The 13,765-nt window shown below is 55.4% G+C and carries 11 protein-coding genes; 5 read left to right on the forward strand and 6 right to left on the reverse strand.

The genetic code is table 11. The annotated features are described in order from the left end of the window. The 4 genes from BQ5353_RS00230 to BQ5353_RS00245 all read right to left on the reverse strand — a co-directional run. A partial coding sequence (locus BQ5353_RS00230) for an NAD(P)(+) transhydrogenase (Re/Si-specific) subunit beta (protein WP_143117246.1) occupies positions 1–1,271 on the reverse strand: 1,271 nt, incomplete at its 3' end. After that, positions 1,268–1,555: an NAD(P) transhydrogenase subunit alpha part 2 gene (locus BQ5353_RS00235; RefSeq protein WP_054332409.1), complete on the reverse strand. Its 288-nt coding sequence runs from the start codon at positions 1,553–1,555 to the stop codon at positions 1,268–1,270. The genes BQ5353_RS00230 and BQ5353_RS00235, both read right to left, overlap by 4 nt. Positions 1,556–1,659: 104 nt before the next feature. Then, positions 1,660–2,817 (reverse strand): NAD(P) transhydrogenase subunit alpha, encoded by a 1,158-nt coding sequence (locus BQ5353_RS00240; RefSeq protein ID WP_054332408.1) that lies wholly within the window; start codon positions 2,815–2,817, stop codon positions 1,660–1,662. A gap of 87 nt (positions 2,818–2,904) precedes the next feature. Continuing rightward, positions 2,905–3,357: an Lrp/AsnC family transcriptional regulator gene (locus tag BQ5353_RS00245; RefSeq protein WP_054332407.1), complete on the reverse strand. Its 453-nt coding sequence runs from the start codon at positions 3,355–3,357 to the stop codon at positions 2,905–2,907. A 403-nt stretch (positions 3,358–3,760) separates the two neighbouring features. Between BQ5353_RS00245 and miaB (BQ5353_RS00250) the strand changes: the two genes are divergently transcribed. Next, a complete protein-coding gene (gene miaB / locus BQ5353_RS00250; RefSeq protein ID WP_083386289.1) occupies positions 3,761–5,185 on the forward strand; it encodes a tRNA (N6-isopentenyl adenosine(37)-C2)-methylthiotransferase MiaB in 1,425 nt (474 codons plus the stop codon). A 136-nt stretch (positions 5,186–5,321) separates the two neighbouring features. Here miaB (BQ5353_RS00250) and BQ5353_RS00255 read toward each other — a convergent pair whose 3' ends face one another. After that, positions 5,322–6,224, reverse strand: a complete 903-nt coding sequence (locus BQ5353_RS00255) for an NAD(P) transhydrogenase subunit alpha (RefSeq protein WP_083386291.1) — start codon at positions 6,222–6,224, stop codon at positions 5,322–5,324. A gap of 87 nt (positions 6,225–6,311) precedes the next feature. Next, entirely contained in the window at positions 6,312–6,764 is a 453-nt protein-coding gene (locus BQ5353_RS00260) for an Lrp/AsnC family transcriptional regulator (protein WP_054332407.1), read from the reverse strand. Positions 6,765–7,167: 403 nt separating this feature from the next. Between BQ5353_RS00260 and miaB (BQ5353_RS00265) the strand changes: the two genes are divergently transcribed. The 4 genes from miaB (BQ5353_RS00265) to mutL all read left to right on the forward strand — a co-directional run bounded on the left by miaB (BQ5353_RS00265) (position 7,168) and on the right by mutL (position 13,765). After that, a complete protein-coding gene (gene miaB / locus BQ5353_RS00265; protein ID WP_083386289.1) occupies positions 7,168–8,592 on the forward strand; it encodes a tRNA (N6-isopentenyl adenosine(37)-C2)-methylthiotransferase MiaB in 1,425 nt (474 codons plus the stop codon). A gap of 29 nt (positions 8,593–8,621) precedes the next feature. Next, positions 8,622–9,029, forward strand: a complete 408-nt coding sequence (locus BQ5353_RS00270; protein ID WP_054332512.1) for a YlbF/YmcA family competence regulator — start codon at positions 8,622–8,624, stop codon at positions 9,027–9,029. A gap of 98 nt (positions 9,030–9,127) precedes the next feature. Further along, positions 9,128–11,743: a DNA mismatch repair protein MutS gene (gene mutS / locus BQ5353_RS00275; protein ID WP_071427066.1), complete on the forward strand. Its 2,616-nt coding sequence runs from the start codon at positions 9,128–9,130 to the stop codon at positions 11,741–11,743. An 18-nt stretch (positions 11,744–11,761) separates the two neighbouring features. Beyond that, a complete protein-coding gene (mutL, locus tag BQ5353_RS00280) occupies positions 11,762–13,765 on the forward strand; it encodes a DNA mismatch repair endonuclease MutL (protein ID WP_071427067.1) in 2,004 nt (667 codons plus the stop codon).

Raw genomic sequence — 13,765 nt, forward strand, 5'->3', positions numbered from 1 at the left:
AGATCGTAGTTGCAGATGATGATGTGCTTGGCGTGGTCTACATTGAGCACCGGCATGCCGTAGATGGGGGTACCCTCTGCGTCCCGGGCGGCGGGGTTGACCACGTCGTTGGCCCCGATGATGATGGCGGCGTCACAGGAGTCAAACTCGGGGTTGACCTCCTCCATCTCGTGGAGCTTCTCATAAGGGACGTCCGCCTCGCAGAGGAGGACATTCATATGGCCGGGCATCCGTCCAGCGACGGGGTGGATGGCGTAGAGGACTTGGGTCCCGTTGGCTTCCAGCTTATCGGAGAGCTGTTTGACCAGGTGCTGTGCCTGGGCCAGGGCCATGCCGTATCCGGGGACGATGATGACCTTCTTGGCCTCCCGCAGGATCTCGGCGGGGGAGAGTTCTTCCGCAACAACTGGTTCCGGCTCCTTCTCTTGTGGAGCGGGAACAGCGGCCTTGGGTTTGGCGGGGGCAGAAGTCTTGCCCAAGAGGATGTCCCCCAGCGAGCGGTTCATCGCCCGGCACATAATCTGGGTCAGCAGCAGGCCGGATGCTCCCACCACGCCGCCGATAGCGACCAGGAGCGGGTCGCCGATGGCCATACCGGCGATGGAACCAGCTACGCCGCTCAAGGAGTTGAGCAGGGAGATGGTGATGGGCATGTCAGCACCGCCGATGCGGATGGCAAATGCGATGCCAAAGAAGCCGCTGATGGCGAGGGGCACCACAATCAACAGGAGAGGGGAGAGGCCCTCTACTGCCGCAGCTCCGACACAGACAGCGGAAGCAACCAAAGAGATGGTCGTGATCGCCTGGTGGGCGGGCCATACAATGGATTTCTGAGAGAGGATCTTGTGAAGCTTGCCCGCGGCGATCATGCTCCCGGTGAAGGTAATGGAGCCGATCACCATAGCCAAAGACGCAGTGACTCGGGAGAATAGATCCAGCTGGGGAGCCTCTAGAAGAGAAAGCAGGGCCACCAGCATAGAAGCTGCACCGCCTAGACCGTTGAAGAAGGCGACCAACTGGGGCATTTCGATCATCTTAATTTTGACGGTCCAAACAAGGCCGATGACCAGGCCGACCGCCATACTGCCCCAAAGAAGCCAATCGGATAGGATATCATACCGATACAAAGTGACCAGGACGGCTGCCAGGGTACAGCCTGCGCTGAGCAGGTTGCCCTTGACCGCAGTGGGGACTTTGCTCATCATGGCAATTCCTACAAGGACGCCTAGGGTCAGCACCGCGCAGATCATGTAGTATACGGTGGATGTCATCTCGTCTCCTCCTTTGTGCGGAACATTTTCAGCATCCGGTGGGTGACTCCGAAGCCGCCGGCCACGTTTACCATAGCGAGGATGATTGCCAAAGCGCCCAAAATGCGGCTCCCGGTGGAGGCCGCTGCGGCCGCAGCGGTCAGCGCCCCCAGGACGGTGATTCCGGAGAGGGCATTCATGCCGCTCATCAACGGGGTGTGGAGCAGGCTGGGCACATTGCTGATGATTTTATAGCCTACCAAAGTGGCGACGATAAAAATCACAACGAGTAAAATGGGATTCATGAAAGTACCTCCTAATTCTATCGAGCTTCTAGGAAAAAGGGCGGTAATCTGCTTCCCGCGGATTACCGCCCCTCCTATCAAAGACGATTGAATGGTATGTAGATTTACAGGCCCATGGCCTCTTTGGCGCCGGCGTGAACGATCTCGCCATCCCGGCAAACCAGGATGGAGGAGACGATTTCATCGCTGGTATCCAGCACGATTTTGCCGTCTTTGGTCAGGTATTTCACCAGGTTATAGATATTGTTGGCGAACATCCAGGTGGAGCTGGTGGGCAGCATACCGGGGATATTCTTAATGCCCTGGAGGGTGACGCCGTGTTTCACTTCGATGGAGCCGGGAGGGGTGATCTCGCAGTCGCCGCCTTGGTCGATGGCAATGTCTACGATGACCGAGCCAGGCTTCATGGTCTTGACCATCTCCTCTGTGATCAGGATGGGAGCGATTTTGCCGGGGATCAGAGCGGAAAGGAAGACAATGTCCATATCCTTAATGGCCTCGGCCAGGATGGCGCGCTCTTTTTCCAGCCACTCATCGGGAAGCTTGTTGGCGTAACCGCCTTGGCCGATGGCGATTTCTGGAGGAACGCCCAGGTCGATAACTTTGGCTCCCAAGCTCTTGGCCTGCTCGCAGGCGTCGGGGCGGATATCAGCGGCGTGGACGACGGCGCCCAAACGCTTGGCGGTTGCCACGGCCTGGAGGCCGGCGACACCGGTGCCGAGGACCAGCACGTTGGCGGGCTTAATCATGCCGACAGCGCAGAAGATCTGGGGAACGAATTTGGGCAGGGCATCGGTGGCCATGATCATGCCTTTATATCCAGCGCAGGTGCTCATGGAGGTCAGCGCGTCCATGCTCTGTGCTCTGGAAATACGGGGGACACCGTCCAAAGTCAGGGCGATGACCTTTTTGGCGGCCATTTTCTTGACCATTTCATGGTTGACGGGGGAAGCGGGGTGGATGAAGGTGATCAGGTACTGGCCTTCATGCATCATATCCACTTCGTGGAGGCCCTTTGCTTCGTTAAACAGAGGCTCTTTTACCTTCAAAATGACGTCGGATTTCGCAAAGACTTCCGCAACGTCATCCACCAGGGTGGCGCCCGCTTCTGCATACAGTGCATCGGGGAAGTAGGATTCTACGCCGGCGCCTTTTTCAAACAGGACGGTCGCCCCGTCGGCCACCAGTTTTTTCACCGTCTCAGGGGTTGCGGAAACGCGGCCTTCACCATGCATAATTTCCTTTGGAATACCGATGATCATAACAGTTCCTCCTTATAAACCTTTATTTATGAGAGGGGCAGCTGGGAGAAAAGATCACCCCATACAACCGTCCTCATAGGTGCAGCTTCAGTTTTCTTCCAAACCGGCGGAAAAGTCATTTTTAACAGTGGAGAGGATCACCAACGTTTTGGTGACTGACACGCCGGGCACGCTTTTGATCTCATTCAAAATCCTCTCCAAGGAGCCTGTGGAATCGGTGAGGACCTTTACAATAAAGTCAAAATCGCCGGTGACGTAGTGGCACTCCACAATTTCAGGATAGCTTTTGACAAACTCGGTAAACCCGTCGTTGTACTGGGGATGCTCGATCCCCACCGAGATCAGGGCGGAAAGATCCTTCCCAATTTGCTTGGGGTCCAGCACCACTGTGTACTGCCGGATGATGCCGGCATTTTCCAGCTTCCGGATCCGTTCAATCACCGCCGAAACTGACATATTGACCTTTTCGCCAATGACCGAGGCGTTTTCCCGGGAATTTTTCTTCAGGCAGTTTAGGATGCGAATGTCAATCCGGTCCATCTATCTGTCCGCCTTCCATCTTGATTTACTTTCATCATACCCCCAATCTGGAAAAAAGTAAATATAATTACCAGAATTCAAAAACATTTTTGAAAAATACTAGTCAAAACAGAAATATCTTTGTTTTTCAAGCCCTCTTGTTTGGTGATTAACAATCTGAATCAAGAAATTCCAAATATTTTTAGGCATTATTACTATCCCAACTGGATTTTTCAAAGAAAAAGCCGGCTTTTCCAAAAAATCTAAAATAGAAGGCCGAAAAAAAGATATTTTTTCTTTTCCACAAAGACAGTCGGATTTTAGGGCGGGGAATGGGATTGGACGATGGGGTTTTTATTTGACTATCCTCTTTGCGGATAGTATAATATATGAGTTAATACTGCAAGATTTGAGAGGATTCCCCATGGCTGCAAACACATTGACCCAATATGACTTTTTTGACGCGGACCCCGCCCGGCAGGAGCGGTATATGGACCGGGTTTGTTCCTTTTTATCCCAGCGCTGTGATACCCCGCCGCTGGCCCTGGTCCACTCCTTTGGCTGCCAGCAGAACTCCAGCGACACCGAAAAACTAAAGGGGATGCTTGCCCGGATGGGCTATGGCTTCACCGACCGCCCAGAAGAGGCCCGCCTTGTCCTTTTCAACACCTGTGCGGTGCGGGAAAACGCTGAGGACCGGGTCCTGGGCAACGTGGGCGCCCTCAAAGCCTACAAAGCCGCCAATCCGGAACTGATCATCGCCCTGTGTGGGTGCATGATGCAGCAGCCCCATATGGCGGAGAAGGTGAAAAAAAGTTACCCCTATGTGGATTTGGTCTTTGGCACCCATGTAGCCCATATGTTCCCCGAGCTGCTGTACACCTGCCTTAGCGAGGGCAAGCGGGTGTTTAACCTCAGTGAGGAAAGCGCCCCTATGGCCGAGGGGCTGCCTGTTCTGCGGGACAATGACCTGAAAGCCTGGCTTCCCATTATGAATGGGTGCGATAACTTTTGCTCCTACTGCATCGTCCCCTATGTGCGGGGCCGGGAGAAAAGCCGCCCCAGCAAGGAGATTATCAGGGAAGCCACTGAACTGGTGGCAGCTGGGTACAAGGAGATCACCCTTTTGGGACAGAATGTCAATTCCTACGGCAAGGGCCTGGAGGAGCAGATCAATTTCGCCGGGCTTTTGCATCAGGTCAACGCCATCCCCGGCGATTTCCGCATCCGGTTTATGACCAGCCATCCCAAGGACTGCACCCACGAGCTGATCGACGCAATCGCCGCCTGTAAAAAGGTCTGCAACCACATCCACCTGCCGGTGCAGTGCGGCAACAACCGAGTGCTGAGAGAGATGAACCGCCACTACACCGTGGAGGAATATCTGGAGCTGGCCGCTTATGCCCATCAGAAAATGCCGGATGTCACCTTCACCAGCGATATTATTGTGGGCTTCCCTGGGGAAAGCTATGAAGAGTTCCAGGACACCCTGGAACTGGTCCGCAAAATGCGCTTCAGCGCCCTCTATACCTTTATATACAGCCGCCGCAGTGGAACCCGCGCCGCCCAGATGCCAGACCCCGTTTCAGGGGAGGAGAAGGGGCGCTGGTTCCAGGAGCTCCTTGACCTCCAGGAAAAAATCGGGCTGGAGGAGCATGAGGCCATGGTGGGAGGCGTCTACCGGGTGCTGGTGGATGGAGTCGGCAAGACCGGGGAAGGGTATCTGACCGGCCGGACTGAATCCAACGTCATCGTCGATTTTAAGGCCCCAAAGGAAATCATCGGCCAGTTTGTCCAGGTCCGAGTGACCAAGGCGCGCAACTGGCTGGTCCTTGGGGAATTAATATAAAATAATGAACCTTTATGGAGGAAACAAACATGGACATTATCGAATGCGCAAGACTCCTCGGCAAAACCCTGCAGCAGGATGAGAGATATCTGCGGCTGAAAAAAGCCACCGAGGTCAACGACGCCGATGAAAAGCTTCAGNCTTGGTCGATGGCAATGTCTACGATGACCGAGCCAGGCTTCATGGTCTTGACCATCTCCTCTGTGATCAGGATGGGAGCGATTTTGCCGGGGATCAGAGCGGAAAGGAAGACAATGTCCATATCCTTAATGGCCTCGGCCAGGATGGCGCGCTCTTTTTCCAGCCACTCATCGGGAAGCTTGTTGGCGTAACCGCCTTGGCCGATGGCGATTTCTGGAGGAACGCCCAGGTCGATAACTTTGGCTCCCAAGCTCTTGGCCTGCTCGCAGGCGTCGGGGCGGATATCAGCGGCGTGGACGACGGCGCCCAAACGCTTGGCGGTTGCCACGGCCTGGAGGCCGGCGACACCGGTGCCGAGGACCAGCACGTTGGCGGGCTTAATCATGCCGACAGCGCAGAAGATCTGGGGAACGAATTTGGGCAGGGCATCGGTGGCCATGATCATGCCTTTATATCCAGCGCAGGTGCTCATGGAGGTCAGCGCGTCCATGCTCTGTGCTCTGGAAATACGGGGGACACCGTCCAAAGTCAGGGCGATGACCTTTTTGGCGGCCATTTTCTTGACCATTTCATGGTTGACGGGGGAAGCGGGGTGGATGAAGGTGATCAGGTACTGGCCTTCATGCATCATATCCACTTCGTGGAGGCCCTTTGCTTCGTTAAACAGAGGCTCTTTTACCTTCAAAATGACGTCGGATTTCGCAAAGACTTCCGCAACGTCATCCACCAGGGTGGCGCCCGCTTCTGCATACAGTGCATCGGGGAAGTAGGATTCTACGCCGGCGCCTTTTTCAAACAGGACGGTCGCCCCGTCGGCCACCAGTTTTTTCACCGTCTCAGGGGTTGCGGAAACGCGGCCTTCACCATGCATAATTTCCTTTGGAATACCGATGATCATAACAGTTCCTCCTTATAAACCTTTATTTATGAGAGGGGCAGCTGGGAGAAAAGATCACCCCATACAACCGTCCTCATAGGTGCAGCTTCAGTTTTCTTCCAAACCGGCGGAAAAGTCATTTTTAACAGTGGAGAGGATCACCAACGTTTTGGTGACTGACACGCCGGGCACGCTTTTGATCTCATTCAAAATCCTCTCCAAGGAGCCTGTGGAATCGGTGAGGACCTTTACAATAAAGTCAAAATCGCCGGTGACGTAGTGGCACTCCACAATTTCAGGATAGCTTTTGACAAACTCGGTAAACCCGTCGTTGTACTGGGGATGCTCGATCCCCACCGAGATCAGGGCGGAAAGATCCTTCCCAATTTGCTTGGGGTCCAGCACCACTGTGTACTGCCGGATGATGCCGGCATTTTCCAGCTTCCGGATCCGTTCAATCACCGCCGAAACTGACATATTGACCTTTTCGCCAATGACCGAGGCGTTTTCCCGGGAATTTTTCTTCAGGCAGTTTAGGATGCGAATGTCAATCCGGTCCATCTATCTGTCCGCCTTCCATCTTGATTTACTTTCATCATACCCCCAATCTGGAAAAAAGTAAATATAATTACCAGAATTCAAAAACATTTTTGAAAAATACTAGTCAAAACAGAAATATCTTTGTTTTTCAAGCCCTCTTGTTTGGTGATTAACAATCTGAATCAAGAAATTCCAAATATTTTTAGGCATTATTACTATCCCAACTGGATTTTTCAAAGAAAAAGCCGGCTTTTCCAAAAAATCTAAAATAGAAGGCCGAAAAAAAGATATTTTTTCTTTTCCACAAAGACAGTCGGATTTTAGGGCGGGGAATGGGATTGGACGATGGGGTTTTTATTTGACTATCCTCTTTGCGGATAGTATAATATATGAGTTAATACTGCAAGATTTGAGAGGATTCCCCATGGCTGCAAACACATTGACCCAATATGACTTTTTTGACGCGGACCCCGCCCGGCAGGAGCGGTATATGGACCGGGTTTGTTCCTTTTTATCCCAGCGCTGTGATACCCCGCCGCTGGCCCTGGTCCACTCCTTTGGCTGCCAGCAGAACTCCAGCGACACCGAAAAACTAAAGGGGATGCTTGCCCGGATGGGCTATGGCTTCACCGACCGCCCAGAAGAGGCCCGCCTTGTCCTTTTCAACACCTGTGCGGTGCGGGAAAACGCTGAGGACCGGGTCCTGGGCAACGTGGGCGCCCTCAAAGCCTACAAAGCCGCCAATCCGGAACTGATCATCGCCCTGTGTGGGTGCATGATGCAGCAGCCCCATATGGCGGAGAAGGTGAAAAAAAGTTACCCCTATGTGGATTTGGTCTTTGGCACCCATGTAGCCCATATGTTCCCCGAGCTGCTGTACACCTGCCTTAGCGAGGGCAAGCGGGTGTTTAACCTCAGTGAGGAAAGCGCCCCTATGGCCGAGGGGCTGCCTGTTCTGCGGGACAATGACCTGAAAGCCTGGCTTCCCATTATGAATGGGTGCGATAACTTTTGCTCCTACTGCATCGTCCCCTATGTGCGGGGCCGGGAGAAAAGCCGCCCCAGCAAGGAGATTATCAGGGAAGCCACTGAACTGGTGGCAGCTGGGTACAAGGAGATCACCCTTTTGGGACAGAATGTCAATTCCTACGGCAAGGGCCTGGAGGAGCAGATCAATTTCGCCGGGCTTTTGCATCAGGTCAACGCCATCCCCGGCGATTTCCGCATCCGGTTTATGACCAGCCATCCCAAGGACTGCACCCACGAGCTGATCGACGCAATCGCCGCCTGTAAAAAGGTCTGCAACCACATCCACCTGCCGGTGCAGTGCGGCAACAACCGAGTGCTGAGAGAGATGAACCGCCACTACACCGTGGAGGAATATCTGGAGCTGGCCGCTTATGCCCATCAGAAAATGCCGGATGTCACCTTCACCAGCGATATTATTGTGGGCTTCCCTGGGGAAAGCTATGAAGAGTTCCAGGACACCCTGGAACTGGTCCGCAAAATGCGCTTCAGCGCCCTCTATACCTTTATATACAGCCGCCGCAGTGGAACCCGCGCCGCCCAGATGCCAGACCCCGTTTCAGGGGAGGAGAAGGGGCGCTGGTTCCAGGAGCTCCTTGACCTCCAGGAAAAAATCGGGCTGGAGGAGCATGAGGCCATGGTGGGAGGCGTCTACCGGGTGCTGGTGGATGGAGTCGGCAAGACCGGGGAAGGGTATCTGACCGGCCGGACTGAATCCAACGTCATCGTCGATTTTAAGGCCCCAAAGGAAATCATCGGCCAGTTTGTCCAGGTCCGAGTGACCAAGGCGCGCAACTGGCTGGTCCTTGGGGAATTAATATAAAATAATGAACCTTTATGGAGGAAACAAACATGGACATTATCGAATGCGCAAGACTCCTCGGCAAAACCCTGCAGCAGGATGAGAGATATCTGCGGCTGAAAAAAGCCACCGAGGTCAACGACGCCGATGAAAAGCTTCAGGAGATGATCAACGCCTTCAACATGAAGCGGATTGAGATCAACCAGGAAGTGCAGAAGACCGAGAAAAACGGCGATCGGATGATGCAGCTGGATTCCGAGTTCAAACAGCTGTACCAGGATATCATGTCCACCCCTTTGATGGTGGAGTACAACGCCGCCAAACAGGAGATGGATGAGGCCCTGACTTTTGTCAACCAGATCATCATCGGCAGCGTCAACGGCGAAGATCCCGACACCATCGAGCCGATGGAGATGGGCTGCGGCGGCAACTGCGCATCCTGCCAGGGTTGCCACTAATCTTTTGACTACACATCCGAACAAAAATTTTTGTCACAGTGTGCCTTCACCTCACGGGGTGGGGGCGCACTGTGGCCCTAATTGGGGAGGAAACGCAAGTGACAGAATTATCGCCCATGATGCAGCAGTATAAGCAGGTCAAAGAGCAGCACAAAGACCACATCCTCTTCTTCCGCCTGGGGGATTTTTATGAGATGTTCTTTGACGATGCCCTGCTGGTTTCCAAGGAATTGGAGCTGACGCTGACCGGACGGGATTGCGGACTCCCGGAGCGCGCCCCCATGTGCGGGGTGCCCTACCACAGCTGCGACGCCTACATCGCCCGGCTGATCAAAAAAGGGTACAAGGTCGCCATCTGTGAACAGATGGAGGACCCCAAATCGGCCAAGGGCCTGGTCAAGCGGGATGTCATCCGGGTCATCACCCCGGGCACCCTCATTGAGACCAACATGTTGGAGGAAGGGGTCAACAACTTCATCGCCTCCATCTACCTGGAAGGGGAGTGCTACGGCGTGGCCGTGGCGGACATCTCCACCGGGGAAATCCACCTCACCCAGTTTGAAGATCCCCAGGATGAAACCATTAAAAACGAGATCTCCCGGTTCGCCCCCAGCGAGATCGTCTTCAACACCGCTTTTTTAAGTAAAAACCACATTGCTTCCTTTATCAAAGAGCGGCTCAGCTGCTGTGCCGAATGCCTGGACGACAGCGCCTATGCCGTGGAGGAAGCCAAGGCCCGCGTCCTCTCCCACTTTGGGGAAGAGACGCTGCAAAACCTCTCCTTGGAAGAGAAACCGCTCGCGGTCTGCGCCGCCGGGGGGCTGCTCTCCTATCTCTACGACACCCAAAAAACCGGGGTGGAACGGCTTTCCACTATCGATTTGTACAGCGAAACCCAGTATATGCGGCTGGACATTACCGCCCGCCGCAACCTGGAATTAACCGAGACAATGCGCTCCAAAGAAAAGAGGGGTTCTCTTCTTTGGGTGATTGATAAAACCAAAACCGCCATGGGCAAGCGTCTGCTGCGCCAGTACTTGGAACAGCCGCTGGTCAACCCCGCCCACATCGACAAACGGCTCAACGCGGTGGAGGAACTGTTTGAAAACCCCATCCTGCGGGACGATGTCATCGACCAGCTCTCCGGCATCTACGACCTGGAACGGCTGATGACCAAAATTGTCTTTGGAAACGCCACGCCCCGGGAGCTGAAATCCCTGGAGATGACGACCCGCAGGCTTCCAGCCCTCAAAGAGTGTCTTTGCGGGGTAAATTCCCGGTACCTTCAGGAGATATACCGGGATATCGACCCCTTAGAGGATATCTGTGACCTGATCTCCCGGGCCATCTTCGACGAGCCGCCCATCACCTTAAAAGACGGCTGGGTGATCAAAGACGGCTACCAGGAGGACCTGGACCACCTGCGGGGCCTTGTGACCCACAGCAAAGAGTACCTAGCCGCCATCGAGACCCAGGAGCGGGAGAAAACCGGCATCAAAAACCTGAAAATCAGCTACAACAAGGTGTTTGGCTACTACATAGAGGTGACAAAATCCTATTTGTCCCTGGTACCGGAAACCTATATCCGCAAGCAGACCCTGGCCAACTGCGAGCGCTATATCACCCAGGAGCTCAAAGACCTGGAGGACCAGATCCTCTCGGCCAACGAATCCATGCTGTCCCTGGAGGCCAAAATTTTTGAGGACGTCCGCTCCACCGTGGCCTCCCAGCTCCACCGGATCCAAACCACTGCCAACGCAGTGGCCCGGCTGGATGTCTTTGCCTCCTTGGCCTTTGTGGCCCAGCAGAACAGCTATACCCGGCCGCGGGTCAATCTCTCCGGCCGCATCGCCATCACCGACGGCCGGCACCCGGTGGTGGAATCCATCCTCACCGACCAGCCCTTTGTCTCCAACGACACCCAGCTGGATTTGGCGGAGAACCGCATCGCCATCATCACCGGCCCAAACATGGCGGGCAAGTCCACCTATATGCGCCAAACCGCCCTCATTGTCCTCTTGGCCCAGATCGGCAGCTTTGTCCCGGCGGCCCAGGCGGAGATCGGGGTAGTGGACGGCATCTACACCCGGGTGGGGGCGTCGGATGACCTGGCTTCCGGCCAATCCACCTTTATGGTGGAGATGAACGAGGTCGCCCAGATCCTCAAAGGGGCCACCAGCCGCAGCCTGCTCATCCTGGACGAAATCGGCCGCGGCACTTCTACCTTTGACGGGATGAGCATCGCCCGGGCGGTGATCGAATACATCGCTGACCCCAAAAAGCTGGGAGCCAAAACGTTGTTTGCCACCCATTACCACGAGCTCACCGACCTGGAGTCCCTCATCCCCTGCGTAAAAAACTACAACATCGCGGTGAAAAAGCGGGGGGACGACATCACCTTCCTGCGCAAGATCATCCGGGGCGGGGCGGACGACAGCTACGGCATTGAAGTCTCCAAGCTGGCGGGTATCCCAGAGTGGATCATCAAGCGGGCCCATGAGATCCTGGAGGAGCTGGAAGCCGGCAAGGCCGCTCCCGCGCCGAAAGTCCGGGGAAAGAAGCGGCGGGAAGCCCCTCTGGAAGACCAGCAGGTGATGCTCCCCGGGGCGAAGATCTCACCAGTGGAAGAGCTTTTGAAACAGACCGATTTAAACACCATGTCGCCCATTGAGGCGCTCAACAAGCTGTACCAGTTAAAAGCCCTGGTGCAATAGGGAAAGGAGGCCGACGCCTTGGCAAAAATTCATCTTTTACAGCAAGAAGTGGCGGAATTGATCGCCGCCGGTGAAGTGGTGGAGCGGCCGGCATCCATCGTCAAAGAATTGGTGGAAAACGCCATTGACGCCGGCGCGGACCAGATCACCATTGAGATCAAAGGCGGCGGCGTCCGCTACATCCGCATCACCGACAACGGCTGCGGCATCGCCCGGGAGGATGTGAAAAACGCCTTCCTCCGCCACGCCACCAGCAAGGTACTCACCGCCGAGGATTTAAATGGCATCCTAACCTTTGGGTTCCGGGGAGAGGCCCTGGCTTCGGTGGCCGCCATGTGCCGGGTGGAGATTTTGACCCGCACCGCAGAGGAGACCTGCGGCACCCGCTATGTCATCGAGGGCGGGGTGGAGAAGGATTTATTGGACGCCGGCTGCCCGGTGGGGACCACGCTGGTGGTCCGGGACGTCTTTTACAACACCCCCGCCCGGATGAAATTCCTCAAAAAAGACAGCACGGAAGGGATGGGGGTCTCCAACGTAGTGGACCGGATGGCCCTCTCCAACCCCGGGGTCTCTTTCCGCTACCTGCGGGAAGGGGAGCTGAAATTGACCACCCCGGGCAACGGGGACCTTCTCTCTGCCATCCACGCGGTGTATGGGAAGGAATTTTCCTCTTCCTTGATCCCGCTGGGGGAGGGGAGGGGCCTTGTCCGGGCAGAAGGGTACATCTCCAAGCCGGAGTGCGCCCGGGGCACCCGCTCCATGCAGCACTTCTTTGTCAACGGCCGGTACGTCCATTCCAAAACCTGTGCCGCTGCCTTAGAGGAAGCCTATAAAAACTCCACGATGGTGGGCAAGTTCCCGGGATGTGTCCTCAACCTGGTCATCCCGCCGGACACAGTGGATGTCAATGTCCACCCTGCCAAGACAGAGGTTCGCTTCTCCGACGAGAGGGCGGTGTACAACGTGGTTTACGCCGCCTGCAAAGATGCGGTGAGCCAGTACAGCAAGGATCGGTTTTTGGGCGATCCCCAGCCAGCCAAAAAACCGTCCATCACCCCCTTCGGCCTGCGGGCCTTTGATCATACAGGGGAACAGCAGCGGTTTTCCCATCTGGAACATTCTGCGTCTAGCGCCCCACCACCCCAGAGGGGGTGGGCACCCCCTCCCAAATTAGAACCTCAGCAAAAACGGGATTGGAATACGGGATCTCAGTCCAAGGTGATCCCCTCAAAACCGGACACCCCCTCAAGAGAAACCCTGTTGGTGGCAGATGATGTCCTCGTTCCCTATCGGATAAAAGGGACTGCGGCAGCCCAGAAACAAATGGAGATTCCTCCACAAAAATCAATAGAAGCGGACAAGCCGCCGCTCTCAGGTCGGGGAGGAATCCCCCCGGCTGGGGAAAATAAACCGGCTCCGCTGCTCTATTCCGGGGATACCGACCCCTATGAGGACATCCGGCTGGTGGGGGAGGTCTTCGGCACCTACCTGGTGCTCCAGACCCCTGACGCCATTATTTTGGTGGACAAACACGCCGCTCATGAACGGTACATCTTCAACCAGCTCAAGTCCCAAGGCCGGGAAATGGAGCGGCAGGTGTTGCTCTCCCCAATTCCGGTCAACCTCTCCAAGGAGGAATACGCAGCTGCAGTGGAATCGCTAGACCTCTTTGAGGATGCGGGCTTCTCCGCCGAAGATTTCGGGGACGGCTGCCTTCTCATCCGGGAGACGCCCCTTCTCCTCAATCAGCTGGACATCCCCGCAGTGGTGGCGGAGGTCGCGTCTAAAATCGCCGCCCACAACCGGGAGGTCACCCCCGATCTGATCGAGGATCTGTACCACTCGGTCTCCTGCAAATCGGCCATCAAGGCCCACGACAAAAACGGAGCGCTGGAACTCTCCCAGTTGGTGCGGCTGATCCGGGAGAACGATGACCTGCGGTACTGCCCCCACGGGCGGCCCATCTCGGTGCGGATCACCCAAAAAGAATTGGAAAAAATGTTTGGCAGGATTGTTTGA

The organism is Merdimmobilis hominis (assembly GCF_900104615.1).
In the GTDB taxonomy this organism is placed as follows: domain Bacteria; phylum Bacillota; class Clostridia; order Oscillospirales; family Ruminococcaceae; genus Merdimmobilis; species Merdimmobilis hominis.